Consider the following 25,700-nt stretch of genomic DNA (forward strand, 5'->3'; position numbering starts at 1 on the left):
TCATTCGGGGGGAGGTGCCAGCTCCTGCGCATAGGCCGAGAGCGAGCGTCGGTAGCGCAGGACGTCGTCGTCCATGCTCGCGTGGGCGACCGCCGCCAACAGGCTGCCGAGGGCCTCTGCGGAGCGCCCGGTCGAGTGCAGGGCCAGAGCCCGGAAGCCGGCGATGCCGATGGAGTCCGGACGGTCCCGGGCCAGGTCGTCGAGCAGCTCGACGGCCTCCTCGTACCTCCCGACGTTGCGCAGTGAGGAGGCCAGCTGGATGAGGGCGCGGTGGCGGTACGGCTCACGCAGGCCGCCGCCCAGAGCCTCGCGATAGAGCTCGACCGCCCGCTCCTCCCGCCCGGCGGAGTCGAAGGTGCCGCCGTACTCGTAGGCGATGCGAGCGTCCCCTGGATACGCGGCATACAGTGCTGCGCCCGTGGCGATCCGCCGCTCCACGTCCTCGTCCTCCCAGAGCGCCGCGATCGCCTCCTCGGCCTCGTGCTCACCCCGCGCGAGGATGACCTTGCGCCGGATGGACGACGACGTGTCGGCGACGGCCCCGATCTCCGCCAGCCAGGCATAGATCGCCTCGCGCTCGGAGTGGCACATGATCGCGACCACGTCGCCGTCGTGGGCCACCTCGACGAGCGCCTGCAGCCCGCTCAGCTCGGTCTCGTGGGAGTCGATGTCGGCGACACCGGCGCGCTGCAGCCCGACGCGGAGATGGGCCTCGAGGTCCTCCATGGTCCGACCTCGCAGGTAGTGCGCCTTGTGTGCCGCGACGACGTGGTCGGCGCGGTGACCCGCGATCTCACCGAGGTTCTCGAGGATCTCGTCGGTGCGGTCCCCCCCGGCACCCAAGCCCAGGTGGATGCGTGAGCCGGGTTCGCGCAGACCCTCGGCGACGTCCATGAGCGCGTCCAGCCCGGCCTCGTTGTGGGCGAGGTCGACGACCACCGTGCAGCTGCCGCCCTGGCCCGCCGGAGCCGTGTAGGTGTTCATCCGGCCGGGGTTGAGCTCGGCGTCCGGGCGGAACGTGCGCAGCCCCTCGATGACGTCGGCTCGGTCGATCCCGAGACCGAGCGCTGCTGCTGTCGCCGCCAGCACGTTGGCGACGTTGTGGCGGGAGAGCCCGCTGATCGTCATGGGGATGTCGACGACGGACACCAGCCGGTCCGGGACGCCAGAGTCGGTGAGCACCGTGACGTGGTCGTCGAGCACCGTGAGGGCGCGGCCACCGAGGCCCAGGGCCTCCCGGATGGCCGGCGAGTTGGCGTCGAGGGTGAACACCCACGGCCGGGCCGGCGAGCCGGTGCGCATGGCCCAGACGCGCGGGTCGTCGCCGTTGAGGACCGTCCAGCCCTCGGGCCTGGTGGCGCGGGTGATGATGGCCTTGACCTCGGCAAGCTGGTCGACCGTGTCGACGCCGTGGAGGCCGAGGTGGTCGGCGGTCACGTTGGTCACGACCGACACGTCGTTGTGCGAGACGCCCAGACCCTTGAGGAGCATCCCGCCGCGTGCGGTCTCGAGGATGCCGATCTCGACCCCGGGCGCCCCCAGGACGCCTCGAGCGCCCGCGGGTCCGGAGAAGTCACCCGGCTCGACCATGGTGCCGTGGTCGACGACCCCGTCGGTCGAGCTCCAGGCCGTGTGCCGTCCGGCCGTCATGGCGATGTGCGCCAGCAGCCGGGTCGTGGACGTCTTGCCATTGGTCCCGGTGATGGACGCGACCGGGATCTGGGGCGTGACGATGCGCGCGGCCGGACCGTCGGGGGCTTCGCGCACGAGGTGTGCCTGCTCCTCCACGACGTCGCGGCCCACGAGCCAGGCCGCGAGCACGGGCGCCACCGACTCCCCCAGTGCCTGCGCCGGACCACGTCGACGCCAGACGAAGGACACGACGACGACGGAGCGGTCCCCACCGGGACGGGAGCGGACCCCCAGCCGACCTGTGCCCGAAGCGCGTGAGACGGCACGCACGGCGCGCTCGGCCAGGCGTGCGATGACGCGCTGTCGCTGCTCGGTGCCGGGGGCACCTGCCTGGATCGCGCCGAGGCCGGCCGTGTGGGCGACGCTGCGGACCGTGTCCTTGTCGGCCTCGAGGTATGCCGTGAGGTCCAGGGTGACCTTGACGGCCGGCCTGGGGAAGTAGAGGTTGGGGCCCTCGAGGACGCGCACCTCGGTGGCGGTCACGGCAGGGGTGAGGTGGAGGTCGCTGGTCACCCAGCGAGCCTAGTTCTCGTGACGGGCTCAGAAGCCCATCGCGTGCACCCCGCCGTCGACGTGGACGATCTCTCCCGTCGTCGCGGGGAACCAGTCGGACAGCAGCGCGGCGCAGGCCTTCGCCGCAGGCAAGGCGTCATTGACGTCCCACCCGAGGGGGGCGCGCTGTCCCCACGAGTCCTCGAACGTCTGGAAGCCGGGGATCGACTTTGCGGCCGTCGTCCGGATCGGGCCGGCGGCGACGAGGTTGCAGCGCACACCCTTGGGTCCGAGGTCGCGGGCGAGGTAGCGGTTGGTGGACTCGAACGCTGCCTTCGCCACGCCCATCCAGTCGTAGACCGGCCAGGCGAACTTCGCGTCGAAGGTGAGCCCCACGACCGACGAGCCCGGCGTCATGAGTGGCAGGGCGGCGACCGCGAGGGACTTCAGCGAGTAGGCGGACGCGTGCATCGCGACCGACACGTCCTCGAACGTGCCCTCGAGGAAGTTGAAGGCACCCTGCGGGGCGAACCCGATCGAGTGGAGCACGCCGTCGAGGTGGTCGACGTGCTCGCCGAGGCGCTCGGCCAGGGTGTCGAGGTGCTCGGCGTCGGTGACGTCGAGCTCGACCACTGGCGGCGTGGTCGGCAGCCGCTTGGCGATGGTCGACGTGATCTTCATCGTCCGCCCGAAGGAGGTGAGCACGACCTCGGCGCCCTGCTCCTGCGCCAGCTTGGCGACGTGGAAGGCGATCGAGGAGTCCATGAGGACTCCCGTGATGAGCAGCTTCTTGCCCTCGAGCAGCATCGGCGTCGTTCTCCTTGTCGGGTGGGTCTGGGGTGTGGGGTCTGTAGGTCTGTCGGTCTGTCGGTGTGACGGTCGAGAGGAGGTGCGGCTCAGTGACCCATGCCTAGGCCGCCGTCGACCGGGATGACCGCTCCGGTGACGTAGCCGGCTTCCTCGGAGGCGAGGAAGCGCACGACGGCCGCGACTTCAGCGGGCTGCGCGAAACGGCCAGCCGGTATGCCGGCCTTGTAGGTCTTCTGCGTCGCGTCCGGCAGCGCTGCGGTCATGTCAGTCTCGATGAAGCCGGGCGCCACGACGTTGGCGGTGATGCCCCGTCCACCGAGTTCTCGGGTCACCGAGCGCGCCAAGCCGACGAGTCCGGCCTTGCTCGCGGCGTAGTTGGCCTGTCCCGGCCCGCCGTAGAGTCCGACGACGCTCGAGATGAGGATGATCCGACCGCCGCGTGCCTTGATCATGCCGGTGCTTGCCCGACGGACGCAGCGGAAGGTCCCCGCGAGGTTGGTGTCGATCACCGCGTCGAAGTCGGCATCGCTCATGCGCATGAGCAGCCCGTCCTTGGTGATGCCGGCGTTGGCCACGAGGACCTGCACCGGACCGCCGAAGAGCTCCTCCGCCGCGGTGAAGGCTGCGTCGACCGACGCCGAGTCGGTGACGTCGCAGGCGACCGCGGTCAGTCCGTCGGGGGCCTCACCGCTACGGCTCGTCACGACGACCGTGTCCCCGGCCTCGACGAAGGCCTTGGCGATGGCCAGACCGATGCCCCGGTTGCCCCCCGTGACGAGGACGTTGCGTGCTTGGCTCATGGCGCCCGACGCTAGTGGACTACTGCCCGGTAGCCCGCATCGCCGTGGCCCCGTTGAGCTCGCAGGTCGCGGACGTACAGTGAGGAGGTGAGCAGGCGCGAGCAAGGCGAACCGACGGTGCAGACCGTCACGAGCGCGCGCACCTCCAGGGAGGAGGACCTCAACGCCCGGATGAAGCACTACCTCGTCACGATGGGGATCCGCACCGGGTGCTTCGTGCTTGCCGTGGTCACGACCGGATGGGTTCGCTGGACCTGTGTCGCCCTCGCCGTCGTCCTGCCCTATGTCGCGGTGCTGTTCGCCAACGCCCGCTCCCCCCGCGTCGCCGGCCGCGTCTCGGCCGTCACGCCGCAGGACCCGCACCGCCGACAGCTCGACCCGTGAGCCGCGACCGCCAGATGATCTGCAGCGCCAAGGGCTGCCGGCAGGAGGCCACCTGGGGTCTGCTCTGGAACAACCCCAGGCTGCACACGGCAGAGCGGCGCAAGGTCTGGCTCGGCTGCGACGAGCACCGGGTGACGCTGGGCGACTTCCTGTCGCTGCGAGGTTTCCTGCGCGAGACGGTCCCGGTCGACGAGATCCCGGCAGAGGCCGGCTAGGGCCCCTCAGCCGCCGATGGCGCTCATGGGCCGGATCGGCTGCACGAAGTCGGCGCTGCCGATGCCGTGTCCCTTGGCCTTGCGCCACATCTCGCCGGTGATGAGTGCGGCGAGCTCGTCGTCGCTGGCGCCGTCACGCATGGGGCCACGCAGGTCGGTCTCGCGCTGCGAGAAGAGGCAGTTGCGAACCTGTCCGTCGGCGGTGAGCCGGGTGCGGTCGCACGCGCCACAGAAAGGCGCCGTGACGCTCGCGATGATGCCGACGGTGGCGGGGCCGCCGTCGACGAGGAACCGCTCGGCAGGGGCGCTCCCCCGCTCGGCCTCCGGGAGTGGCGTGATGGTGAACCGCTCGGACAGCCGGCTCCGGATCTCGTCGGCGCCGATCATGGTGTTGGCGTCCCAACCGTGCTGCGCGTCGAGAGGCATCTGCTCGATGAACCGCAGCTCGTAGCCGCGCCCCAGGCACCAAGCCAGCAGGTCGGCGACGGAGTGGTCGTTGATGCCGCGCATGGCGACGGCGTTGACCTTGACGGGCACCAGACCGGCCTCTCGGGCGGCCTCGAGCCCGGCCTCGACGTCTGCCAGGCGGTCACGGCGGGTGAGGTCGGCGAACTCTGCCGGGTCGACGGTGTCGAGGCTGATGTTGACCCGGTCCAGCCCGGCGGCGGCGAGCGGCGCGGCGAGCCGGTCGAGTCCGATGCCGTTGGTCGTCATGGCGATCCGTGGCCGAGGGGTGAGCGCGGCGATCCGGGCCACGACATCGGTGAGCGAGAGCCTGAGCAGGGGTTCGCCGCCGGTGAGCCGCACCTGCTCGACGCCCAGCGCGACGAAGATCGTCACGAGCCGGACGAGCTCGTCGTCGGTGAGCATCTCGGGTTTTGCGAGCCAGGGCAGGCCTTCGGCCGGCATGCAGTAGCGGCACCGCAGGTTGCAGCGGTCCGTCACCGACACGCGCAGGTCTCGGGCCACTCGACCGTGCTGGTCGAGGAGGCGGGCGGTGGTCGGGGCGGTGGCCATGTACTTAGGGTATGCCGGGTAGCGTGACGAGAGTGTTTCGGCGTCTGTTCACCCCGCGCTGGCTGGGTGCACTCGCCCTCGCCGTGCTGTATGCCGTGGGCGCCTACCAGCTCGGCCACTGGCAGTACGGCCGCCATGAGTTCAAGGTGGAGCGCAACGCCCTCCTCGACGCCCACTACCGCGCCGACCCCGTCCCTGTGCGCGAGGTCCTGACGGACCGACCGGTCGATCGGGCCCGTGACGACTGGACGAAGGTCACCGCGACCGGAACGTATGCCGGGAAGCAGCTGCTCGTGCGCAACCGGCCCAACAACGGCGTCTTCGGCTACGAGGTGCTCGCACCCTTGACCCTGGCCGACGGGTCCACCGTCGTCGTCGACCGTGGTTGGGTGCAGAACTCCGACCGCGGCGCCGCGGTCGCGCCCGACGTCCCCCCGGCCCCGGCGGGTGAGGTGGACGTCGTCGGCTGGGTCCGCCCCGCCGAGACCACTCAGGACAAGACGCTGCCGGCCGGTCAGGTCGCGAGCATCAGCCTGCCCGACGTCGAAGAAGCCTGGGGCAGCGACGTGCTCGACGGCTATGTCGTCCTCGACTCCGAGCGCTCCGCCGACGGGTCCGCACCTCCACGCCCCGCCCGGCTCGCCGATCCCGACCGGAGCCTGGGGCCCCACCAGGCCTACGCGTTCCAGTGGTGGCTCTCGATGCCGGTCGGTCTGCTCCTCATCTGGCTGGGGCTGAGACGAGAGCTGCGAGAGGAGCAGCCGGACCGCCCCCGGAAACCCAAGAAGGTCCGTATCTGGGACGAGGAGGACGGCTGACGGCGGTGCCTTGATGGGCCTGGTCCACCGCAGCCTCAGACGGCGTCGGCGACGACGACGTAGTTCGCGACCCGGTGCCCGTCCCTGCGATAGCCGAGCTCGTCGTCGCAGGTGATCAGCACGATCCGGCGCCGTGAGCTGTTCTGACCCCAGACGTCGGCGTCGCGGGTGAGCGCGGCCTTCTTGACCACGGCGGCCCGCTTGACGACGTAGGTCCGGGTGACCGAGCCGGAGGTGACGACCACCTTGTCACCCACCCGGACGGAGGACAGCCGAGCGAAGACGTCGTCATCGCCTGACGCCACCACGTGACCCGCCACCACGGCCGTGCCGACCTTGCCGGGCTGGACCCGCCCGTAGCCGCGCACCCACATCGCTGTGCCCGCAGGCGGGTTGATCTTGCCCGACGAGCTCACCCCGCCAGAACGCATCGAGGTGTTGAGCCCGATGTCGGGCACGCGCAGACGCAGACCGGACTTCACCGACGGCTGCGAGACCTTGGGGCGGGAGCTCTTCGTGGGCTTCGTGGGCTGCGGCGCCGCGCGGGTGGGCTTGGGGGTGGGGCTGCTCTTCGGAGTCAGCGTCAACGATGGGGTGTTCGTCGGCGTGGGCGTCAGGGTCCGCGCCGCGGTCGCCGACGCCGTGGCAGACGCGGTGGGGGTCGAGCCAGTCGGGGTGGGACTCGCCGTGGGAGCCGTCGACGTCACCGTCGACGGCTCGGAAGCGAGCGAGGGCGCGCCTTCTCTCCCCCGGCTCAGGCCGAGGGAGAGAAGGAGCGCGCCGACGGAGATGGCGACAACGCCCCCAGCGAGCAGAGGGCGTCGCGTCATCAGGTGTGGCTACCCCGGCGACGGACGACGGCTGCGGTTGCCGCCGCTCCGGCGAGCATCAGCGCGGCACCGCCGCCGATGAGGGCAGGGCTGGGGCCGGCCGGGTCGACGATGTCGGTCTCGACGACCGGACCTGTCGGAACCGGCGGGGTCGACTCGGAAGGCGTTTCGGACGGGGTCTCCGAAGGCGTCTCGGACGGGGTCTCCGAGGGCGTCTCGGAAGGCGTCTCCGAGGGCGTCTCGGAAGGCGTTTCCGAGGGCGTCTCGGAAGGCGTCTCGGAAGGCGTCTCGGACGGGGTCTCCGAAGGCGTCTCGGACGGCGTCACCGTGGGCGTCCCGGAAGGCGTCTCGCTGGGCTCCTCAGGAGCGTCGCAGTCCTCCTTGTCGACGTCCTCCGTGGCCATACCTTCGCCGTCGGTCATCCAGTTGTCGTTCCAGTTCTGACCTGGGAAGCTGACCGTCTCTCCGGTGTTGTCCGAGACGTACTCGAACGGCGGGATGACGTCGCGCCCGTCCTGGTGGGTGTCGTGACCCTGCTGCGTGATCGCAGCAGCGTCGATCTTGATGACGACGAACGGGTTCCCTTCGGACTCCGTCGCGTGACAGATGGTGATGTTGTTGTTCGGGTCGGCGTTGGCGGCGCTCGCGAAGGCGATGCCGGAGGCGCCGACGAGCGCCAGCCCGAGGGCCGCGCTGCTGAGTCGAGCTGTGTACCGTGCCATGAGTCCTCCAGAGAATGACGTGGGGGACGCACAAGTCGCGCTCTCCCGTAGTCATCGTTTGCCCGCGCGGTGCGGAGAAATCCGCGAACCGACCAAGGTTGACTCGAAGGGACCCTGGTGCACGCGCAAAGGGACTAGGGCCGCGGCGAGGGCGTGGTCACGGTGTCATCGGCAAACTGGGTCGTGTAGAGGTCGCTGTAGAGACCACCCCGCGTCAGCAGCTCCGCGTGCGTGCCTCGCTCGACGATCCGGCCGCCGTCGAGGACGAGGATGACGTCGGCATGGCGCACCGTGGAGAGCCGGTGGGCGATGACCAGCGCGGTGCGGCCCTCGAGCGCGGCGTCCAGGGCGCGCTGCACGGCGACCTCGCTCTCGCTGTCGAGGTGGGCGGTCGCCTCGTCGAGGACGACGAGGCGTGGTCCCTTGAGGAGCAGCCTGGCGATGGCGATGCGCTGCTTCTCACCGCCACTCAGACGGTGCCCGCGATCCCCCACGACCGTGTCGAGTCCGGCCGGCAGTCGCTCGACGAGCTCCCACACCCGCGCAGCGCGCAGCGCTGCCTCGATCTCGGCATCCGTGGCCGAGGGCGCGGCATACGTGAGGTTGGTGCGGATGGTGTCGTGGAAGAGGTGCGCCTCCTGGGTGACCACGCTCACGGTGTCGCGCAGCGACTCCAGGGTGACGGTGCGCAGGTCGGCGCCGTTGATGCGCACCGCCCCGCTCGTGGGGTCGTAGAGGCGTGCGACGAGCGCCGTCAGGGTGGACTTGCCGGCGCCGCTCGGACCGACGAGCGCCACGAGCTGCCCGGGCTCGATGGTCGCGTCGATGTCCTCGAGGACGACGGACCCGGCCTCGCGGTCTCCGCTGGCCTCCGACTCGAGGGAGCGGAGCGAGACATCGCTGGCGGCCGGGTAGGAGAACCCGACATGGTCGAGGTCCAGCCGGACCGGGCCGTCCGGGATCGCCGTGGCATCAGGCGCCTCGGCGACAAGAGGCTCGAGGTCGATGATCTCGAAGACACGCTCGAACGACACCAGAGCCGTCATGACGTCCACCCGGGCGTTGGAGATCGTCGTCAACGGGCCGTAGAGACGAGCCAGCAGCGCCGTCAGCGCGAGCAGCGTGCCGACCGAGATCGAGCCGCTCACCGCCATCACCCCACCGAACCCGTAGACCAGCGCCGTCGCCAGCGCGGCGACGAGGGTGAGCCCGACGAAGAAGACCGAGCGGTTGACAGCGATGCGCACCCCGACGTCGCGGACGCTGCGGGCCCTCTGGGAGTACTCACGGTTCTCGACGTCCGGGTTGCCGTAGATCTTGACCAGGAGTGCACCGGCGACGTTGAAGCGCTCCGTCATGCGGGTGCCCAGGTCGGCGTTGAGCCCCATCTGGTCGTGAGCCAGACCGGCCAGGCGTCCGCCCATGGTGCGCGCCGGGATGAGGAAGAGCGGGACGAGGACGAGCGAGGCGAGGGTGAGCTGCCACGAGAGCAGTCCCATCACACCGATGATCAGCACGAGCGAGACGGCGTTGCTCACCACGCTCGAGAGCACGGACGTGAAGGCCTGCTGGGCACCGATGACGTCGTTGTTGAGGCGCGAGACGAGCGCACCCGTCTGGGCGCGGGTGAAGAACGCGATGGGCTGGCGCAGCACGTGGGAGAACACCTGGGTGCGCAGGTCGACGATGAGCCCCTCACCGATGCGGGCCGAGAGCCAGCGCGACAGCAACGTGACGGCGGCGCTCACGACCGCGAGGGCGGCGACGAGCAGGGAGAGGCGGACGACGAGGCCCGAGTCCTTGGGATAGATCCCGTCGTCGATGAGGCTCTTGAGGATCAGCGGGGTGGAGACGATGAGCAGGGCATCCACGACCACGAGCACCAGGAAACCCGCGATGATCCGTCGATAGGGACGCGCGTAGGACAGCACCCGTCGGGCAGTGCCCGGTGCAAGCTCCTTGGACGTGACGCTGGCGTCCTTGCTCAGGCTCTGGATCGCCTGCCAGCCAGCCATGCTCATGGTGTGGTGTTCCCGATGTCGATGGACGTGTTCACGTGGTCGATCCTCGATCCTCTGGTGCGCTTGAGGTCAAACCAGCCGCGGAGCCTGCCCATTCCGCGGGCAGCGTCGTGCCTCAGGACGACTCTACGAGGCGACGCCGACAGGCACCCTCGCGGACGGGAGCTCAGGCGAGGTTGACGAGGTCCTTGTAGTCGGGACCCCACAGGTCCTCGACGCCGTCCGGGAGCAGGAGGATCCGCTCGGGCTCCAGGGCGTCGACCGCTCCCTCGTCGTGGGTGACGAGAACGACCGCGCCCTTGTAGGTCTTGAGGGCGCCGAGGATCTCCGCGCGAGAGGCAGGGTCGAGGTTGTTGGTGGGCTCGTCGAGGAGGAGGACGTTGGCCGACGACACCACCAGCAGGGCCAGTGAGAGCCGGGTCTTCTCGCCTCCCGACAGCACCCCCGCCGGCTTGTCGACGTCGTCGCCGGTGAAGAGGAACGAGCCGAGCGTCTTGCGCACGTCCGTCTCACCCAGCTCCGGCGCGGCCGACTTCATGTTGTCGAGCACCGTCCGGTCGACGTTGAGGTTCTCGTGCTCCTGGGCGTAGTAGCCGATCTTGAGGCCGTGACCCGGCTCGACCTGACCCGTGTCGGGCGCGTCGACCCCGGCGAGCATCCGCAGGAGGGTGGTCTTGCCGGCGCCGTTGAGACCGAGCACGACCACGCGTGACCCTCGGTCGATGGCCAGGTCGACGTCGGTGAAGATCTCGAGCGAGCCGTAGGAGCGCGACAGTCCACTCGCTCGCAGCGGGGTCTTGCCGCACGGCGACGGGTCGGGGAAGCGCAGCTTGGCAACGCGGTCGTGCACCCGCTCGGTCTCGAGACCCGACAGCAGGCGCTCGGCCCGGCGGGCCATGTTCTGGGCGGCCACCGTCTTGGTGGCCTTGGCGCGCATCTTGTCGGCCTGGGCCATGAGGACCCCGGCCTTCTTCTCGGCGTTGGCCCGCTCGCGCTTGCGACGGCGCTCGTCGGTCTCACGCTGCTGGAGGTAGGCCTTCCAGCCCAGGTTGTAGATGTCGAGCTCGGCGCGGTTGGCGTCGAGGTGGAAGACCTTGTTGACGACGGCCTCGAGGAGGTCGACGTCGTGCGAGATGACGATGAGCCCACCCTTGTAGCCCTTGAGGTGGTCACGCAGCCAGACGATGGAGTCGGCGTCGAGGTGGTTGGTCGGCTCGTCGAGCAGCAGCGTCTCGGCGCCGGAGAAGAGGATGCGGGACAGCTCGATGCGGCGGCGTTGGCCACCGGACAACGTCGCGAGGGTCTGGTCGAGGTGTCGCTCCTCGAGGGCCAGCGCCGAGGCGATCGACGCAGCCTCGGACTCCGCGGCATACCCGCCCGCGGCGTGGAACTCGCCCTCGAGGCGGCCGTATCGGCGCATGGCCTGCTCGAGCTTCTCGCCGCTCTGCTCGCCCATGGCCACCTCGGCAGCGCGCAGCTCGCGCACGATCCGGTCGAGCCCACGCGCGGAGAGGATGCGGTCGCGCCCGGTGACGTGGAGGTCGCCGGTGCGTGGGTCCTGCGGCAGGTAGCCGACCTCACCGGTGCTCTGCACCGTGCCGGCCGCGGCCTGCCCGGCACCCGCCAGCACCTTGGTGAGCGTCGTCTTGCCCGCGCCGTTGCGGCCCACGAGGCCGATCCGGTCGCCCGCAGCGACCCGGAAGCTCACGTTGTCGAGGAGGAGTCGGGACCCCGCGCGCAGCTCGATCGCGGCGGCAGTGAGCACAGGGAAGTCCTTCGTCGGGGGAACTGAGGTGGATGAGCAGGCGCACCGCTGACACACCGCGGGCCTTGCGGCCTTTAGTCTAGGTGGGCCGTGCTCCGCACGGAAAACGCGATACATGGGAGGCCTTGGATGAGCTTCAACGACGACGTCAGTCTCGACACCTCGCAGGTGGAGTCCGGGGGCGGCGGCGGCGCACCGGGAGGGATCGCCGTGGGTGGCGGGCTCGGCGGCATCATCCTGCTCATCATCGGGCTGATCTTCGGCATCAACCCCTCCGACCTGCCCACCGGCGGTGGGTCGGCCGGCACCAGCCAGGAGCAGGTCGACGGCACGAGCACGAGCGGGGACGCCTTCGAGCGCTGCAAGACGGGGGCCGACGCAGACGCCGACGTCGAGTGCCGCGTCATCGGCACGGTGAACTCGGTCCAGGCCTTCTGGACCGCGGAGCTTCCCCGCTACCAGAAGCAGTGGCAGCCGACCAAGACCGTGCTCTACAAGGGCTCGACCCAGTCGCAGTGCGGCACCGCGAGCAACCAGGTCGGTCCGTTCTACTGTCCGCTCGACCAGAAGGTCTACATCGACGCCGACTTCTTCGCGATCCTCCAGCAGCAGTTCGGTTCCGACGGTGGCGCGCTCGCGCAGGAGTACGTCGTGGCCCACGAGTACGGCCACGCCCTCCAGGACCAGCTCAACCTCCTCGGACGCGCCCAGCAGGACCCGCAGGGTCCCAACAGCGGCGGCGTCAAGATCGAGCTCATGGCCGACTGCCTTGCGGGCGTGTGGGCCCAGGCGGCCTCGACGACCAACGGCCCCGACGGCAAGCCCTACCTGGAGAAGCTCACCGAGGCCGACATCAAGAGCGCCCTCTCGGCTGCCGCAGCGGTCGGCGACGACCGCATCCAGGAGAAGACGCAAGGACAGGTCAACCCTGAGGCGTGGACCCACGGATCCGCCGAGCAACGCCAGCGGTGGTTCCTCCAAGGCTTCAAGACTGGCGACCTCAACAAGTGCAACACCTTCACCTGAGGCCCTTGCCCGACGTCGGCTGACGCGGCATACCACCCCGGGTTCGGTTCACTCCGGCCCGGGGTGAGCCTTGTCCAGCTCCTGCAGCAGACGATGCGCCGCGAGCTCGACGTCCTTGTGATGCCACTGCGACGCCCGGAAGACGGACGCGATGAGCGCGCTCCGGTGGACCTTGGTGAAGTCACCGAACCCGAACGCGTACCGCGCCTTCGTCTCCTCCCCCGGCCCCTCGGTCAGCCCGAGGTGCCACGCCCCGTATGCCTTCCAGTCGTGCTTGTCGAGGAACGCGTTCTGCGCCTCGGCATCGGGCTGGACGTCACCCCACTCACTGTCGAGGACGACCTTGCCGGACTCGATGAGCTCGCGACAGTGCTTCACCGCTGCCCTGTTCACGCTGTAGGTGGCCATCTCCCCATCATGGCCTGCTTAGCGCGACAGGTGCCCTCACGGACCGTCGTCGATGCGGACCTCGACCGCTCGTGCCCGGCGCACGACCTCGTCGAGCACCGCCCTTCGTGGGTCCCCGATGTCGTGGAACTCCCGCCGCGGCAGGTCTGCCAGGAACTTCAGTCGTGGGTCCTCCAGGACCTCGCGCACCAGGGTCTTGTCCCCGCCGACGACCACACCCTGGGGTATGCCGGCCGGCACGATCCGCAGGAGGTGTTCCGTCACGGCCCGGACCAGCTCGTCGGCCTGGTTGCCGCGGCGCCGGGCGAACCGTTGCTGCGACCAGCCGCCGGCCGCCGTGCGCGACTGGACGTGGCGGGTCCCGACCTTGTGCGCGACGAGAGCGGACCCCTCGACGTGCGCGACGGCATACCCACCGCGTCGGATGAGCAGGACGGCCAGGTGAGGGGCCTCGAAACGCGAGATCCCGACGATCCGCTGGGGACCGTCGGGATTGGCGACGTCGAAGCGTTCGCGCCACGCGGCATACCGCTCGGGCGCGACCTCCACGAGGCGGCTCACTAGATGTTGAACCCCAGGGCGCGGAGCTGGTCGCGACCGTCGTCGGTGATCTTGTCGGGGCCCCACGGCGGCATCCAGACCCAGTTGACCCGGTAGGACGCCACGACACCCTCGAGCGACTGCTGCGTCTGGTCCTCGATGACGTCGGTGAGCGGGCAGGCCGCGGACGTGAGGGTCATGTCGATGACGGCGTGGTTCTGGCCGTCGACGGTGATGCCGTAGACGAGGCCGAGGTCGACGACGTTGATCCCGAGCTCGGGGTCGACGACGTCGCGCATGGCCTCCTCGACGTCGGCCACGTTGACCGGTGCGTTGGTGGTCTCACTCATGACGTTCCTTCCACGGACTGGGTTTCGAGCTGGGGGGTGGTCTGACGACCACTCTGGTGCAACGCGTCGGTGAACGCCATCCATCCAAGGAGGGCGCACTTGACGCGTGCGGGGTACTTGCCGACGCCGGCGAGTGCGACACCGTCGCCGATGACCTCTTCGTCGCCCGGGTCCTCGCCCTTGGACGTGAGCATCGCCTTCATCGCCTCGTAGGTCGTGAGGACCTCGCTCAGCGGGCGACCGATGCTCTCCTCAGCAAGGATCGACGTCGAGGCCATGCTGATCGAGCAGCCGAGCGCGTCGTAGGAGATGTCCTCGACGAGCGGACCCTCGGCGGTGTCCACGACGTGGATCCGCATGGTGACCTCGTCACCGCACGTCGGGTTGACGTGGTGCACCTCGGCCTCGAACGGCTCGCGCAGACCGGCGTGCTGCGGGCGCTTCGAGTGCTCGAGGATGAGCTCCTGGAAAAGGTCCATCAGCTGGCCACCCCGTAGATCTGTGGGACGCGGTCGAGTGCCTCGAGGAGCACATCGACTTCGTCGAAGGTGTTGTATGCCGCGAAGCTGGCTCGCGTCGTCGCCGCCACCCTGAAGCGGCGGTGCAGCGGCCAGGCGCAGTGGTGACCGACGCGGACCGCGACACCGGACGCGTCGAGCACGTGACCGACGTCGTGGGCGTGGACACCGTCGACGACGAAGGCGACCGTGCCTCCGCGGGACTCGAGGTCGGTCGGGCCGACCACGGTGACCCACGGACGGGTCGCGAGGCCGGCGAGCAGCCGCTCGGTGAGGGCCAGCTCGTGCGCGTGGATCCTGGAGACGCCGCCGATGCCCTCGATGTAGTCGACGGCCGCGGCCAGACCGATGGCCTGCGCCGTCATCGGCACGCCGGCCTCGAAGCGTTGCGGCGGAGGTGCATAGGTGCTGCCCTCCATCCGGACCATCTCGATCATCGAGCCGCCCGTCAGGAACGGCGGCATGGCCTCGAGCAGCTCTCCGCGACCCCAGAGGACGCCGATGCCGCTGGGCCCGAACATCTTGTGGCCCGAGAACGCGAGGAAGTCGACCTCCAGGGCGGTCACGTCGACGCCGTCGTGGGGCACCGACTGGCACGCGTCGAGGACGACGACCGCACCGACCTGGTGTGCCCGGGTGACGACCTCGTCGAGCGGGTTGACCGTGCCGAGGACGTTGGACGCGTGGACGAGGGCGACGACCTTGGTGCGGTCGGTGATGAGCTCGTCGAGGGTGCTGAGGTCGAGACGTCCGCCGTCGGTGACGGGGATCCAGCGCAGGGTGGCACCGGTGCGACGGCAGAGCTCCTGCCACGGCACGAGGTTGGCGTGGTGCTCCATCTCGGTGACGAGGACCTCGTCGCCCTCCGCCAGCGCGAACCGCTCGCTGCCCGGGATGCCGGGGTGCGGTGAGTTCGAGAACGCGTAGGCGACGAGGTTGAGCGCCTCCGTCGCGTTCTTGGTGAAGACGACGTCCTGGGCCTGGGCTCCGATGAACGACGCGATGCGCTCACGTGCACCCTCGTATGCCGCCGTCGCCTCCTCGGAGAGCGCGTGCGCCCCACGGTGCGGCGCCGAGTTGAGACGTTCGTAGAAGTCCCGCTCGGCGTCGAGCACCTGCGTCGGCTTGTGCGAGGTCGCGCCCGAGTCGAGGTAGACGAGCGGCGCACCGTCGCGCACGGTGCGCGCGAGGATCGGGAAGTCGGCCCGGATCCGGGCGACCTCCTCGTCGGTGAACGGCGTCTTCGACGGCTCAGGCATGAAGGCCCCCAATCAGGCGGTCGTGATGGCCGCGGGAGCGGTCTGGAAGCGGTCGTAGCCCTCGGCCTCGAGCCGGTCGGCCAGCTCGGATCCGCCCTGCTCGGCGATCTTGCCGTCGACGAAGACGTGGACGAAGTCGGGCTTGATGTAGCGCAGGATCCGCGTGTAGTGCGTGATCAGGAGGACGCCGGAGCCGGTGGCCTCCTTGGCGCGGTTGACGCCCTCGGACACGATGCGCAGCGCGTCGACGTCGAGGCCGGAGTCGGTCTCGTCGAGGATGGCGATCTTGGGCTTGAGCAGCTCCATCTGGAGGATCTCGTGCCGCTTCTTCTCGCCACCGGAGAAGCCCTCGTTGACCCCGCGCTCCGAGACGGACGGGTCCATCTTGAGGTCGGTCATCGACTGCTTGAGCTCCTCGACCCAGGTGCGGAGCTTGGGGGCCTCGCCGTCGATGGCCGTCTTGGCGGTGCGCAGGAAGTTGCTCACGGTCACGCCAGGGACCTCCACGGGGTACTGCATCGCGAGGAAGAGTCCGGCCCGGGCGCGCTCGTCGACGCTCATCGCGAGGACGTCCTCACCGTCGAGGGTGACGGTGCCGCTGGTCACGGTGTACTTGGGGTGACCGGCGATCGAGTAGGCGAGGGTGGACTTGCCCGAGCCGTTGGGGCCCATGATCGCGTGCGTCTCGCCGGAGTTGATGGTCAGCGTGACGCCGCGGAGGATCTCCTTGGTGCCCTGCTCGGTGTCCACGGTGACGTGGAGGTCGGTGATGACAAGGGTCGACATGTGCACTCAGCTTTTCAGTTCTCGGTGAGCGCGACGTAGACGTCGTCGCCCTCGATCTTGACGGTGTGGACGGCGATGGGTGCGATGGCCGGCGGGCCCGACGGGTCCCCGGTGCGGATGTCGAAGCGCGAGCCGTGGAGCCAGCACTCGAGCGTGCACCCGTCGAGCTCGCCCTCGGAGAGCGAGACGTTGGCGTGGCTGCAGGTGTCGTCCACGGCGTGGACCTCACCCTCGGCGGTGCGGATGACGGCGACCGTGCGGCCGCGGATGTCGGCAGCAGCCGCGCCCACGGTCGGCAGCTCGTCGAGCGAGCAGACCCGCACGAAGTCCGACGTCGTCGAGAGCTCGTCGACCTCGTTGACCTCGCTCACGCCGTGGCCTCCAGCTCGCCGTCGATCGCCTCCATGAGGTGCTCCTCGATCTCGGGAACGCCGATGCGACCCACGATCGAGGCGAAGAAGCCGCGCACGACGAGTCGACGGGCGGTGTCCTCGTCGATGCCTCGCGCCTGCAGGTAGAACAGCTGCTGGTCATCGAATCTGCCTGTGGCAGAAGCGTGCCCGGCTCCAGCGATCTCACCGGTCTCGATCTCGAGGTTGGGCACCGAGTCGGCGCGGGCGCCGTCGGTGAGGATGAGGTTGCGGTTGAGCTCGTAGGTGTCGGTGCCCTCGGCGCTGGCGCGGATGAGGACGTCACCGACCCAGACCGTGTGGGCGCTGTCGCCCTGGAGCGCGCCCTTGTACTCGACGTTGGAGCGGCAGTGGGGCGCCTCGTGGTCGACGAAGAGACGGTGCTCCTGGTGCTGACCGGCGTCGGCGAAGTAGACGCCGAGCGCCTCGAACGAACCGCCGGGACCGGCATACGAGGCATTGGTGTTGAGCCGCACGATGCCGCCACCGAGGGTGACCGCGATGTGGCGCACCTTGGCGTCACGGCCGACGACGACGTCGTGCTGCCCGAGGTGCAGGGCGCTGTCGGCCCACTCCTGGACGGTCACGACGGTGACGTCGGCGCCGTCGCCGACGACGACGGAGAGCAGCTCGGAGTACTGGGCGTCGCCCTGGTGGCGCAGGACGACCGTGGCCTTGGCGAACTGACCCACGCGGATGACGGTGTGCCCGTGGGCCAGACCGCCGTCACCCGTGAGGACGAGGCGCACCGGCTCGCGGAGCTCGGCCTCCGCGGGGATGTCGAGGACGGTGACCGACTCGGTCTGGGCCGCGGCGACCACAGCGGCGCGGTCGGCCGGCTTGGGCGCCTTGCTCCCCTGCCACTGCTCGCGCGGGAGCGTCGAGACGGTCACGCCGTCGGGGAGGAACTCCTCGCGGCGCAGCGCGGTGCCGGCCGTCTCGGCGAAGAGTGCCTGGAGACGGTCGACGGGCGTGAAGCGCCACTCCTCCTCGCGACCGGACGGGACCGGGAAGTCCGCCACGGCATACGAGGTCGCACGCTCGGCGCGGGACTGGTCAGGGACGAAAGCAGCAGCCGAGTCGGTGTGCCCGGCAGGGGCTTCGGGATTCTTCTGGGCCAGAAGGCTCATTTAGCCTACTGCTCCTTCCATCTGGAGCTCGATGAGGCGGTTGAGCTCGAGGGCGTACTCCATGGGGAGCTCCTTGGCGATGGGCTCGACGAAGCCGCGCACGATCATCGCCATGGCCTCGGTCTCGGACATGCCTCGGGACATGAGGTAGAACATCTGGTCCTCGGACACCTTGGAGACCGTGGCCTCGTGGCCCATCGTCACGTCGTCCTCGCGGATGTCGACGTAGGGGTAGGTGTCGGAACGGCTGATCGTGTCGACGAGCAGGGCGTCACACACGACGCTCGACTTCGAGCCGTGCGCGCCCTCCATGATCTGCACGAGACCGCGGTAGGACGTGCGGCCGCCGCCACGGGCGACCGACTTGGAGACGATCGTCGAGGAGGTGTTGGGAGCGGCGTGGACCATCTTGGATCCGGCGTCCTGGTGCTGGCCCTCACCGGCGAAGGCGACCGAGAGCGTCTCGCCCTTGGCGTGCTCGCCCATGAGGAAGACGGCGGGGTACTTCATCGTCACCTTGGAGCCGATGTTGCCGTCGATCCACTCCATCGTCGCGCCCTCGGCGCAGGTCGCGCGCTTGGTGACGAGGTTGTAGACGTTGTTGGACCAGTTCTGGATCGTCGTGTAGCGCACGCGGGCGTTCTTCTTGACGATGATCTCGACGACGGCCGAGTGCAGCGAGTCCGACTGGTAGATCGGCGCGGTGCAGCCCTCGACGTAGTGCACGTAGGAGCCCTCGTCGGCGATGATCAGGGTGCGCTCGAACTGGCCCATGTTCTCGGTGTTGATCCGGAAGTAGGCCTGCAGCGGGATGTCGACGTGCACGCCCGGCGGGATGTAGATGAACGAGCCGCCCGACCAGACGGCCGTGTTGAGCGCGGCGAACTTGTTGTCACCGGCGGGGATGACGCTCGCGAAGTACTCGCGGAAGAGGTCCTCGTGCTCGCGCAGGCCGGTGTCGGTGTCGACGAAGATGACGCCCTTCTCCTCCAGGTCCTCACGGATCTGGTGGTAGACGACCTCGGACTCGTACTGGGCGGCGACACCGGACACGAGACGCTGCTTCTCGGCCTCGGGGATGCCCAGACGGTCGTAGGTGTTCTTGATGTCCTCGGGCAGGTCCTCCCACGAGGTTGCCTGCTGCTCGGTGGACTTCACGAAGTACTTGATGTTCTGGAAGTCGATGCCGGTGAGGTCGCTCCCCCACGTCGGCATGGGCTTCTTGTGGAACAGCCGCAGCGACTTCATGCGGAGGTCCTCCATCCACTGCGGCTCACTCTTGCGCCGCGAGATGTCGAGGACGACCTCGTCGTTCAGCCCACGACGGGCGTTGGTGCCAGCGGTGTCGCTGTCCGCCCAGCCGAAGTCATAGCGCCCGATGTCCTTGAGGCCGGGGTTGAGTTCCTCGATGGTGCTCATCGCGTGGACCTTCCTGTTGAAAGCTCAGACTTGGTGGGGACGAACGTCGTGCACACGTGATCTCCGTGCGCGAGTGTTGCGAGTCTTTGGACGTGCACGCCGAGCAGGCGTGAGAACGCGTCCGTTTCAGCGTCACAGAACTGTGGAAATTCCCGAGCGGCGTGCTGGACCGGGCAGTGACCCTGACAGAGCTGTATGCCGGACAGTCCAGCGGGAGCCGTGCCGGCGTCCTGACCTGCCCGGGGGGCCTCGCCCATCGGGCGGGCGGACGCGGCGAAACCGTCGCGCGTGAGTGCGGCGACGAGGGCCTCGACCCGGGCGGCGGTGTCGGTGCCGGCAACGGCCAGCTCCGCGGCATACCGCTCCTCGAGCAGGGCGACACGGGACTCTGCGAAGCGACGCACTGCGTCGGGACCCGCCTCGGTGGCGAGGAAGCGCAGCGCCTCGGTCGCCAGGTGGTCGTAGTCGGACTCGAGCGCCTGGTGCCCGGACTCGCTGAGGACGAACGACCGGGCCGGGCGACCGCGACCACGACTCGTGGCTGCGACCTCGCGCTCGTCGATGAGCCCTGAGTCGGTGAGGTTCTCGAGGTGTCGGCGCACCGCGGGGACGGTGAGTCCCAGCTCCTGCGCGAGCGCCGTCGCTGTCACCGGGCCGTGCTCACTGATGGCCTGCAGGACCCGGTCGCGCGTGCGCGACTCGAGAACCAGAGGCACCGCAGTGCTGGCCGGGATATTCACAACACCAATGTTACGTAATTGCCTGGTAGGTGGGAAACGAAGGTGACCCTAAGCGCACGGGGGAAGCCAGCCTCGCTGTCGCCAGGACCCTCAGGGGCCGGACAGGATCCGCTCGTGCATGGCGGCGAGGTTCCACTCGCCGCGGTCAGGGTCGCCGTAGCGCCACGGGTGGACGGCCTCGATCCACCAGGTGGCCCCGGCAGCCGCGTGCTCGGCGAACCGTTCCGTGCGACCCGGGTCCGTGGGGTCGCTCTCGCCGGGCACGGCCACGTCGAAGGGTGAGTCCGTCATCCCCCGCAGGGTGCGCATCCGGCGAGCCACGGCATCGGTGTCAGCCACCGACCACGAGCCGTCCGGACGCATGGGGACGACGCCGTCCCAGTGCGCCGCCCGGGCGAAGGGTCGAGTGCCCGGCCACGAACCACCGACCCAGACCGGGATCCGGGGCTGCTGGAGCGGTGGCGGGTGGCATCGGCCCGACCACTCGGGTCCCGCCACGGTGTAGAACCGCCCCTCGTGCCGGACGGGTTCACCGGTCCAGAGGCGGCTCAGCAGGTCGAGGTGCTCGTCGAGCATGTCGCCCCGCAGGACCGGGTCCGCCTCCTCGCCACAGAAGTCCCACTCGAAGGGGCCTGAGCCGGTGCCCACACCCAGCACCAACCGGCCTCCGCTCAACCGGTCCAACGTCACGCTCTGGCGTGCGACCACCAGCGGTCGGCGGCGGGGCAAGGGGGTGACCAGCGTCCCGAGCCGGATCGAGCGAGTCGCGCACGCCGCAGCGGTGAGGGTGATGAACGGGTCCACGGTGTCGACGGGTCCATCGGTGAAGGCGAACAGGTGGTCCCAGAGGAAGAAGCCGTCCCACCCCGCGTCCTCGGCGTCCCGGGCCCACACCGCCACCGTCGCGGCGTCGAGGCCTGCGCCGAAGCACGGCACCGAGAGACCATGGCGCATCCTCCGACCCTAGCGGCGGACGACGGCCGGCGCGCGTGCTCTGCTGGAGGGATGGAGAACCTGCTGCTGTCCGACGACCTGATCCCGGAGGCGCGGCGTACGCGGGACTCCGTCGCCGTGGCCCTCACGTCGGCGGGCGTTCCGGGTGAGCTCGTGCTCACCGGCGGGCTCAGTGTGCCCGGAGCCCTCACCAAGGGGGACGTCGACCTGCACCTGCGGGTCGAACCCCACGACTTCGAAGACGCCGTCGGTCGGCTCGAGGTGGCCTATCCCGTGGCGAGTCCCCACTCGTGGGCGGCGACCCTGGCCGTCTTCGACCTCCCCGGCACCCGGGCCGCCGGCCTCGCTGTCACTCCACGGGGCTCCGAGCACGACCTGCGCTTCAGCCGCACCTGGTGGCGCCTCCGCCACGAGCCGGTGCTGCTGGAGCAGTACAACGCCCTGAAGGTGGCAGCCACCGGGGCAGCGGACTACGAGGAGGCCAAGTCGCGCTTCTTCTCCTCGATCAGCGGGCCGTGACCTCCCGTCGAGGGCCGCCGTCGTCGTCCCCGTGGGCATCGTCATCGTCATCGTCGTCGCTGTCCGTGTCCGGCAGGAAGACCGATGGCAGCCGCTCACGGCGAGGGGCGACCGAGTCCGGACCGAGGAGCCGCTCCCGCAGCGGTGCGGTGACGACCCCGAGGGGTGCCTGCAGGATGTAGCCGTAGGCCAGCACGAGGCCGGTGACGCCCGGCTCGACGACGAGGCCGACCACGATGGCCACTGCGGCGAGCACCGTGGTGATCCACGCGTTGCGCCCGTTGGGGGCGAGGAGGTTGCGGAAGGACCGGAACCGGATCGAGGTGACCATGAGCACGGCCGGGACGCAGCTCACGATGACCGGAACGATGAGTGAGGTGTCGTATCCCCCCGCCTTCGGCTGGTTGAGGGCGAAGATCGTCGCCATGATGACCGCCGCCGCGGCAGGACTGGGAAGGCCCACGAAGTAGCGCTTGTCCGCTGTCGGGTCGACGGTCACGTTGAACCGAGCGAGGCGGAAGGCTGCACAGCCGAGCCAGAAGAACGCGGCGAGCCACGAGAGCACGGGGTAGTCGGGCAGGGCCCAGGTGTGCACGAGGATGGCCGGCGCGAAGCCGAACGCGATGAGGTCGGCGAGCGAGTCCATCTGCAGACCGAACGGTGACGTCGCTCCGACGAGCCGGGCCACCCCTCCGTCGGCGATGTCCATGACGATCGACACGGCGATGAGCACGGCGGCCCAAGTGAACTCGCCGCGGAAGGCCAGCAGGACCGACGACAGCCCGCTCATGAGGTTGACGATGGTGAAGAGCGTCGGTGCCGTGACCCGCAACCGTTCGCGCTTGCTCAGCTGGCGGAGCGAGACGACCTCTGCCCCGCTGGGCGAGATCAGCCGCCAGCGGTCGAAACGGCGCCGCCGCCCGTCCGAGTCGTTGCTCACGCGGTCACGTCCGAGGACGGCCAGCGGGCGATGACGGTCTCGCCGGCCACGACGCGCTGCCCGGTGTGGACGAGCAGGTCGACCTCCGGCGGCACGAAGACGTCCATGCGCGAGCCGAACTTCATCAGGCCGATGCGCTGCCCGGTGGCGAGCTCGTCGCCCACCGCGACGCGGGTGACGACCCGTCGAGCCATGAGCCCCACGATCTGACGGAAGTGGACGACCCGGGTCGCTCCGTCGACCTCGCGCTCGATGACGAGGTCGGTGCGCTCGTTGCGGTGTGCGCTCTCGTGCTTGTATGCCGCCAGCCACCTGCCCGGACGGTAGGTCACCTCTCGCAGTCGTCCGCCGTAGGGCGCCCGGTTGATGTGGACGTCGAAGGCGGACAGGAAGATGCTCACCTGCTGCCACTCCCCCTCGGGTGCCACGCCGTCCTGACCGGGACCGGCATACATCACCTTGCCGTCCGCGGGCGAGACCACCGTGTCGGCATCGACCACCCCGTGCTCGGGCCGGCGGTCCGGGTCCCGGAAGAAGAGCGCGACCCCGACCGGGGCGACGGCGAGCGCGAGCGCCAGACCACGTCGTCCCGCCAGGGCGGCGACGAGCGCGGGCAGGGCGGCGACGGCGGTGGCCGGGGCGGCCTCGCGGTCGATGGTGGGCATGGTGCTCCTTGGGTCGAGTGCCCCCCAGCCTAGGATGTGCGCCGTGCCCGCAGTCGAAGTCGTCGCCCTTCATCGCGACCTCGGCGACGTCCGGGCCGTCGACGGGGCCTCCTGGTCCGCGGAGCAGGGCCACGTCACGACCGTCCTCGGACCCAACGGCGCCGGCAAGACGACGACGATGGAGTGCCTCGAAGGGCTGCAGCGCCCCACGTCCGGCACCGCCCGGGTCCTCGGCACCGATCCCTGGCGCGCCCCGGCGCAGCACCGGGCCCGGGTCGGCGTCATGCTCCAGGACGGCGGGCTTCCGGTGACGACGACGGCGCGACGCCTGCTCCGGCACGTCGCCCGGCTGCACCGGGCCCCCGCCGACGTGGCCGCGCTCCTGACCCGGCTCGACCTGGACCGGGTCGCGGACCGCTCGATCCGGCGCCTCTCCGGCGGTGAGCGCCAACGGGTGGCCCTCGTCGCGGCCCTCGTCGGCCGACCCGAGGTCGCCTTCCTCGACGAACCGACGGCGGGCCTGGACCCACACGCCCGTCTCGAGGTCTGGGACCTCATCGCCGAGACGGCCCGCGAGTCGGCTGTCGTCGTCACGACCCATTCCTTCGAGGAGGCCGAGCGCCTCGCCGACCACGTCGTCATCATGAGCGCCGGCCGGGTCGTCGCCGAGGGCTCGCTCGCTCAGGTGTGCGACGGACGACCTCTGGAGGAGCGCTACTTCGCCCTCACGGCAGGGGCGCGTCGATGACGGCGAACGGCACGCCCAACGGCAGGCCGACGAGCCTGCCGACTCCTGGAGCAGCGCCCGCACCGGCCTCGCAGCGATGGCTCGCGCAGGCCCGCTTCGAGAGCGCGACCATCCTCGGGCACGGCGAGCAGCTGCTCGTCGCACTGGTCCTCCCCGCACTGGCCCTCGTCGCCCTCGCACTCACCGGGGTGCCCGACCTCGGGCCGGGCCGGCGCATCGATCTCGCCACCGCCGGAGTGTTCGCCCTCGCCGTCGTGTCGACGGCGTTCACCGGACAGGCCATCGCCACCGGCTTCGACCGGAGACACGGCGTCCTCCGCTTCCTCGGCGCCAGCCCTCTCGGACGTGAGGGGCTGCTCGCCGGCAAGCTGGCCGCGGTCGGCATCGTCATCGCCGTGCAGCTCGTCGTCCTCGGCGGCATCGCGGCGACCCTCGGTTGGCGACCCGATGCCTCCGGGGTCGCGCCCGCTCTGGTCACGATCGCCCTGGGCGCAACGGCGTTCCTGGCGCTGGGCCTGCTCCTGGCCGGGACCGTGCGGGCCGAGGGGGTCCTTGCCCTCGCGAACCTCGCGTGGGTCCTGCTCCTGGGCCTGGGCGTGCTCCTGCCGACGGACCGGCTCCCGGACGTCCTTAGCGGCCTGGCCCGGCTCCTGCCCTCGGGCGCGCTGGGCGACGGTCTGCGATCGGCCCTGGTCGAGGGGCACTGGCCGCTGGCTCAGTGGCTCGTGCTGGTGGTCTGGGCGATGGTGGCAGGTGCGGCTGCGGCCCGCTGGTTCCACTGGTCCGACTAGCGGCGCTGCTCGGGGACGTTGGTCTGTCGTGCCGGGCCCAGGCGTCAGCCACGGTCCGGCGAGATCGTCCTCAGTCCTCGGTGCCATGAAATCCGGGTTGGGTGAAGTACTCCTGCCTCCTGCCTTCGAGCACCGTCGTGATCTGATCGGCGGCGCCGTCTCCCAGGACAAGGCGCAGTGGACCGCTTCCCGCGGTGACGTGCCCGAAGATGCTGCGAGCGATCTCGTCCGGAGCGGACCCCCCGCCCGTTGCTCCCGGTTCGCTGGGCCATGGAACGGTGGCCGTACCCAGCAGCTGTTCGCGCAGTGCGTCGTAGTCGCTGTGGGGATCGCTGAACCTCATGCCTGACGTTGCCCACTGCGTGTCCATCGCGCCGATCTCGGCGAGGGTGACTCGGATGCCCATCGACTGCACCTCGGCGGCGAGCGCCTCGCTGAACCCCTCCAGGCCCCACTTCGCAGCGTTGTAGAGGCCGAGGAATGGCATGGCGCCCACGCCGCCCGTGGAGGAGATCTGCACGACGTGTCCGTCCCCTTGGCGCCGCATGATGGGCAGCACAGCCTGGGTCAGCCAGAGCGGACCGAACAGGTCGACGTCGACGATGGCACGAGCCTCCGCCTCGCTGACCTCCTCAACGGCTCCCACCAGTCCGTAGCCGGCGCTGTTCACCAGAACGTCCACACGTCCGGTGACGCGGCTGGCCTCCTCCACGGCGCGGCGGCATTCCCTCCTGTCTGCGGGATCGAGCCGGACCACGGTAAGGCGTGGATCCTCGACGGGCAGGGCTCCCTTCCGGGTCGTGGCCACCACGTGATGACCAGCGGTCAGCACGTGCTTCGTCAGGGCAAGGCCCAGCCCGCTGCTCGCACCGGTGATGAGCCAGGTCTGCGTCGTCGTCATCCCAGCATTCAAACACCAAACGAGACGCTG

29 protein-coding genes are annotated in these 25,700 nt (G+C 69.9%); 7 read left to right on the forward strand and 22 right to left on the reverse strand.

The genetic code is table 11. The features are described from left to right. From ACZZ98_RS18050 to fabG, 3 genes are all read right to left on the reverse strand, one after another. Positions 1–2,205 carry a tetratricopeptide repeat protein gene (locus ACZZ98_RS18050; protein ID WP_463517528.1) on the reverse strand — a complete coding sequence of 735 codons (2,205 nt, stop codon included), beginning with the start codon at positions 2,203–2,205 and terminating at the stop codon, positions 1–3. A gap of 27 nt (positions 2,206–2,232) precedes the next feature. Beyond that, positions 2,233–2,991, reverse strand: a complete 759-nt coding sequence (fabI, locus tag ACZZ98_RS18055) for an enoyl-ACP reductase FabI (protein WP_463517529.1) — start codon at positions 2,989–2,991, stop codon at positions 2,233–2,235. Between the two features lie 89 nt (positions 2,992–3,080). Next, positions 3,081–3,794: a 3-oxoacyl-ACP reductase FabG gene (gene fabG, locus ACZZ98_RS18060; RefSeq protein ID WP_463517530.1), complete on the reverse strand. Its 714-nt coding sequence runs from the start codon at positions 3,792–3,794 to the stop codon at positions 3,081–3,083. An 87-nt stretch (positions 3,795–3,881) separates the two neighbouring features. On the opposite strand from fabG, the gene ACZZ98_RS18065 reads away from it, so the two are divergent. After that, positions 3,882–4,178 carry a DUF3099 domain-containing protein gene (locus tag ACZZ98_RS18065; protein ID WP_463517531.1) on the forward strand — a complete coding sequence of 99 codons (297 nt, stop codon included), beginning with the start codon at positions 3,882–3,884 and terminating at the stop codon, positions 4,176–4,178. 14 nt (positions 4,179–4,192) lie between these two features. Continuing rightward, positions 4,193–4,393 (forward strand): hypothetical protein, encoded by a 201-nt coding sequence (locus ACZZ98_RS18070; RefSeq protein ID WP_463517810.1) that lies wholly within the window; start codon positions 4,193–4,195, stop codon positions 4,391–4,393. Positions 4,394–4,399: 6 nt separating this feature from the next. Here ACZZ98_RS18070 and moaA read toward each other — a convergent pair whose 3' ends face one another. Next, positions 4,400–5,410, reverse strand: a complete 1,011-nt coding sequence (gene moaA, locus ACZZ98_RS18075) for a GTP 3',8-cyclase MoaA (protein WP_463517532.1) — start codon at positions 5,408–5,410, stop codon at positions 4,400–4,402. A 32-nt stretch (positions 5,411–5,442) separates the two neighbouring features. On the opposite strand from moaA, the gene ACZZ98_RS18080 reads away from it, so the two are divergent. Next, positions 5,443–6,228 (forward strand): SURF1 family cytochrome oxidase biogenesis protein, encoded by a 786-nt coding sequence (locus tag ACZZ98_RS18080; protein ID WP_463517533.1) that lies wholly within the window; start codon positions 5,443–5,445, stop codon positions 6,226–6,228. Positions 6,229–6,263: 35 nt separating this feature from the next. Here ACZZ98_RS18080 and ACZZ98_RS18085 read toward each other — a convergent pair whose 3' ends face one another. The 4 genes from ACZZ98_RS18085 to ACZZ98_RS18100 all read right to left on the reverse strand — a co-directional run bounded on the left by ACZZ98_RS18085 (position 6,264) and on the right by ACZZ98_RS18100 (position 11,566). Further along, positions 6,264–7,058, reverse strand: coding sequence for a class F sortase (locus ACZZ98_RS18085; protein WP_463517534.1), 795 nt, complete (start codon positions 7,056–7,058; stop codon positions 6,264–6,266). Continuing rightward, a complete protein-coding gene (locus ACZZ98_RS18090; protein ID WP_463517535.1) occupies positions 7,058–7,780 on the reverse strand; it encodes a hypothetical protein in 723 nt (240 codons plus the stop codon). The genes ACZZ98_RS18085 and ACZZ98_RS18090 overlap by 1 nt, the downstream gene beginning before the upstream one ends. A gap of 134 nt (positions 7,781–7,914) precedes the next feature. Next, positions 7,915–9,801: an ABC transporter ATP-binding protein gene (locus ACZZ98_RS18095; RefSeq protein WP_463517536.1), complete on the reverse strand. Its 1,887-nt coding sequence runs from the start codon at positions 9,799–9,801 to the stop codon at positions 7,915–7,917. A 166-nt stretch (positions 9,802–9,967) separates the two neighbouring features. Then, positions 9,968–11,566 (reverse strand): ABC-F family ATP-binding cassette domain-containing protein, encoded by a 1,599-nt coding sequence (locus ACZZ98_RS18100; protein WP_463517537.1) that lies wholly within the window; start codon positions 11,564–11,566, stop codon positions 9,968–9,970. Between the two features lie 129 nt (positions 11,567–11,695). Between ACZZ98_RS18100 and ypfJ the strand changes: the two genes are divergently transcribed. Next, positions 11,696–12,592, forward strand: a complete 897-nt coding sequence (gene ypfJ, locus ACZZ98_RS18105; protein WP_463517538.1) for a KPN_02809 family neutral zinc metallopeptidase — start codon at positions 11,696–11,698, stop codon at positions 12,590–12,592. A 48-nt stretch (positions 12,593–12,640) separates the two neighbouring features. On the opposite strand, the gene ACZZ98_RS18110 is transcribed toward ypfJ, so the two are convergent. The 11 genes from ACZZ98_RS18110 to ACZZ98_RS18160 form a co-directional block, all read right to left on the reverse strand. Next, complete coding sequence (locus ACZZ98_RS18110; RefSeq protein ID WP_463517539.1) at positions 12,641–13,000, reverse strand: hypothetical protein; 360 nt, start codon at positions 12,998–13,000, stop codon at positions 12,641–12,643. A 36-nt stretch (positions 13,001–13,036) separates the two neighbouring features. Next, the gene (locus ACZZ98_RS18115) at positions 13,037–13,561 is read right to left on the reverse strand and encodes an acVLRF1 family peptidyl-tRNA hydrolase (RefSeq protein ID WP_463517540.1); all 525 of its coding nucleotides are present in this window, start codon (positions 13,559–13,561) and stop codon (positions 13,037–13,039) included. Then, positions 13,561–13,890, reverse strand: a complete 330-nt coding sequence (locus tag ACZZ98_RS18120) for a metal-sulfur cluster assembly factor (protein WP_463517541.1) — start codon at positions 13,888–13,890, stop codon at positions 13,561–13,563. Before ACZZ98_RS18120 ends, ACZZ98_RS18115 begins: the two co-directional genes overlap by 1 nt. Then, the gene (gene sufU, locus ACZZ98_RS18125; RefSeq protein WP_463517542.1) at positions 13,887–14,369 is read right to left on the reverse strand and encodes a Fe-S cluster assembly sulfur transfer protein SufU; all 483 of its coding nucleotides are present in this window, start codon (positions 14,367–14,369) and stop codon (positions 13,887–13,889) included. Before sufU ends, ACZZ98_RS18120 begins: the two co-directional genes overlap by 4 nt. After that, positions 14,369–15,667 carry a cysteine desulfurase gene (locus tag ACZZ98_RS18130; RefSeq protein ID WP_463517543.1) on the reverse strand — a complete coding sequence of 433 codons (1,299 nt, stop codon included), beginning with the start codon at positions 15,665–15,667 and terminating at the stop codon, positions 14,369–14,371. Before ACZZ98_RS18130 ends, sufU begins: the two co-directional genes overlap by 1 nt. A gap of 12 nt (positions 15,668–15,679) precedes the next feature. Continuing rightward, on the reverse strand, positions 15,680–16,453 hold the full coding sequence (gene sufC / locus ACZZ98_RS18135; protein WP_463517544.1) for a Fe-S cluster assembly ATPase SufC: 774 nt from the start codon (positions 16,451–16,453) through the stop codon (positions 15,680–15,682). A 14-nt stretch (positions 16,454–16,467) separates the two neighbouring features. Next, positions 16,468–16,824, reverse strand: a complete 357-nt coding sequence (locus tag ACZZ98_RS18140; protein ID WP_463517545.1) for a non-heme iron oxygenase ferredoxin subunit — start codon at positions 16,822–16,824, stop codon at positions 16,468–16,470. Further along, the gene (gene sufD / locus ACZZ98_RS18145; RefSeq protein WP_463517546.1) at positions 16,821–17,993 is read right to left on the reverse strand and encodes a Fe-S cluster assembly protein SufD; all 1,173 of its coding nucleotides are present in this window, start codon (positions 17,991–17,993) and stop codon (positions 16,821–16,823) included. The genes ACZZ98_RS18140 and sufD overlap by 4 nt, the downstream gene beginning before the upstream one ends. Next, entirely contained in the window at positions 17,994–19,412 is a 1,419-nt protein-coding gene (gene sufB, locus ACZZ98_RS18150; RefSeq protein ID WP_380089524.1) for a Fe-S cluster assembly protein SufB, read from the reverse strand. It lies immediately after the preceding gene. Continuing rightward, complete coding sequence (locus ACZZ98_RS18155; RefSeq protein ID WP_463517547.1) at positions 19,409–20,152, reverse strand: helix-turn-helix transcriptional regulator; 744 nt, start codon at positions 20,150–20,152, stop codon at positions 19,409–19,411. The genes sufB and ACZZ98_RS18155 overlap by 4 nt, the downstream gene beginning before the upstream one ends. Positions 20,153–20,242: 90 nt before the next feature. Next, positions 20,243–21,106 carry an LLM class flavin-dependent oxidoreductase gene (locus ACZZ98_RS18160; protein WP_463517548.1) on the reverse strand — a complete coding sequence of 288 codons (864 nt, stop codon included), beginning with the start codon at positions 21,104–21,106 and terminating at the stop codon, positions 20,243–20,245. Positions 21,107–21,157: 51 nt separating this feature from the next. Between ACZZ98_RS18160 and ACZZ98_RS18165 the strand changes: the two genes are divergently transcribed. Continuing rightward, positions 21,158–21,625, forward strand: a complete 468-nt coding sequence (locus ACZZ98_RS18165) for a GrpB family protein (RefSeq protein WP_463517549.1) — start codon at positions 21,158–21,160, stop codon at positions 21,623–21,625. Here the strand turns inward: ACZZ98_RS18165 and pssA are convergent. Next, on the reverse strand, positions 21,612–22,565 hold the full coding sequence (gene pssA / locus ACZZ98_RS18170) for a CDP-diacylglycerol--serine O-phosphatidyltransferase (RefSeq protein WP_463517550.1): 954 nt from the start codon (positions 22,563–22,565) through the stop codon (positions 21,612–21,614). The two genes, ACZZ98_RS18165 and pssA, sit on opposite strands and share 14 nt — an antisense overlap. Further along, entirely contained in the window at positions 22,562–23,230 is a 669-nt protein-coding gene (locus ACZZ98_RS18175) for a phosphatidylserine decarboxylase (protein WP_463517551.1), read from the reverse strand. The genes pssA and ACZZ98_RS18175 overlap by 4 nt, the downstream gene beginning before the upstream one ends. 34 nt (positions 23,231–23,264) lie before the next feature. Between ACZZ98_RS18175 and ACZZ98_RS18180 the strand changes: the two genes are divergently transcribed. Together ACZZ98_RS18180 and ACZZ98_RS18185 are read left to right on the forward strand one after the other, a co-directional pair. Next, positions 23,265–23,978, forward strand: coding sequence for an ABC transporter ATP-binding protein (locus ACZZ98_RS18180; protein WP_463517552.1), 714 nt, complete (start codon positions 23,265–23,267; stop codon positions 23,976–23,978). After that, entirely contained in the window at positions 23,975–24,769 is a 795-nt protein-coding gene (locus ACZZ98_RS18185; RefSeq protein ID WP_463517553.1) for an ABC transporter permease, read from the forward strand. The genes ACZZ98_RS18180 and ACZZ98_RS18185 overlap by 4 nt, the downstream gene beginning before the upstream one ends. 70 nt (positions 24,770–24,839) lie before the next feature. On the opposite strand, the gene ACZZ98_RS18190 is transcribed toward ACZZ98_RS18185, so the two are convergent. Next, on the reverse strand, positions 24,840–25,670 hold the full coding sequence (locus tag ACZZ98_RS18190) for an SDR family NAD(P)-dependent oxidoreductase (protein ID WP_463517554.1): 831 nt from the start codon (positions 25,668–25,670) through the stop codon (positions 24,840–24,842). Positions 25,671–25,700: the final 30 nt, after the last annotated feature.

The sequence above is a fragment of the Knoellia sp. AC549 genome (genome assembly GCF_979258975.1).

Bases quoted from the DNA above. Each gene is read 5' to 3' on its own strand.
- fabI (WP_463517529.1), bottom strand. From the start codon at position 2,991: ATGCTGCTCGAGGGCAAGAAGCTGCTCATCACGGGAGTCCTCATGGAC.
- fabG (WP_463517530.1), bottom strand. From the start codon at position 3,794: ATGAGCCAAGCACGCAACGTCCTCGTCACGGGGGGCAACCGGGGCATC.
- ACZZ98_RS18070 (WP_463517810.1), top strand. From the start codon at position 4,193: ATGATCTGCAGCGCCAAGGGCTGCCGGCAGGAGGCCACCTGGGGTCTG.
- moaA (WP_463517532.1), bottom strand. From the start codon at position 5,410: ATGGCCACCGCCCCGACCACCGCCCGCCTCCTCGACCAGCACGGTCGA.
- ACZZ98_RS18085 (WP_463517534.1), bottom strand. From the start codon at position 7,058: ATGACGCGACGCCCTCTGCTCGCTGGGGGCGTTGTCGCCATCTCCGTC.
- ACZZ98_RS18090 (WP_463517535.1), bottom strand. From the start codon at position 7,780: ATGGCACGGTACACAGCTCGACTCAGCAGCGCGGCCCTCGGGCTGGCG.
- ACZZ98_RS18095 (WP_463517536.1), bottom strand. From the start codon at position 9,801: ATGAGCATGGCTGGCTGGCAGGCGATCCAGAGCCTGAGCAAGGACGCC.
- ypfJ (WP_463517538.1), top strand. From the start codon at position 11,696: ATGAGCTTCAACGACGACGTCAGTCTCGACACCTCGCAGGTGGAGTCC.
- ACZZ98_RS18110 (WP_463517539.1), bottom strand. From the start codon at position 13,000: ATGGCCACCTACAGCGTGAACAGGGCAGCGGTGAAGCACTGTCGCGAG.
- ACZZ98_RS18120 (WP_463517541.1), bottom strand. From the start codon at position 13,890: ATGAGTGAGACCACCAACGCACCGGTCAACGTGGCCGACGTCGAGGAG.
- sufU (WP_463517542.1), bottom strand. From the start codon at position 14,369: ATGGACCTTTTCCAGGAGCTCATCCTCGAGCACTCGAAGCGCCCGCAG.
- ACZZ98_RS18130 (WP_463517543.1), bottom strand. From the start codon at position 15,667: ATGCCTGAGCCGTCGAAGACGCCGTTCACCGACGAGGAGGTCGCCCGG.
- sufC (WP_463517544.1), bottom strand. From the start codon at position 16,453: ATGTCGACCCTTGTCATCACCGACCTCCACGTCACCGTGGACACCGAG.
- sufD (WP_463517546.1), bottom strand. From the start codon at position 17,993: ATGAGCCTTCTGGCCCAGAAGAATCCCGAAGCCCCTGCCGGGCACACC.
- sufB (WP_380089524.1), bottom strand. From the start codon at position 19,412: ATGAGCACCATCGAGGAACTCAACCCCGGCCTCAAGGACATCGGGCGC.
- ACZZ98_RS18160 (WP_463517548.1), bottom strand. From the start codon at position 21,106: ATGCGCCATGGTCTCTCGGTGCCGTGCTTCGGCGCAGGCCTCGACGCC.
- ACZZ98_RS18165 (WP_463517549.1), top strand. From the start codon at position 21,158: ATGGAGAACCTGCTGCTGTCCGACGACCTGATCCCGGAGGCGCGGCGT.
- ACZZ98_RS18175 (WP_463517551.1), bottom strand. From the start codon at position 23,230: ATGCCCACCATCGACCGCGAGGCCGCCCCGGCCACCGCCGTCGCCGCC.
- ACZZ98_RS18180 (WP_463517552.1), top strand. From the start codon at position 23,265: ATGTGCGCCGTGCCCGCAGTCGAAGTCGTCGCCCTTCATCGCGACCTC.
- ACZZ98_RS18185 (WP_463517553.1), top strand. From the start codon at position 23,975: ATGACGGCGAACGGCACGCCCAACGGCAGGCCGACGAGCCTGCCGACT.
- ACZZ98_RS18190 (WP_463517554.1), bottom strand. From the start codon at position 25,670: ATGACGACGACGCAGACCTGGCTCATCACCGGTGCGAGCAGCGGGCTG.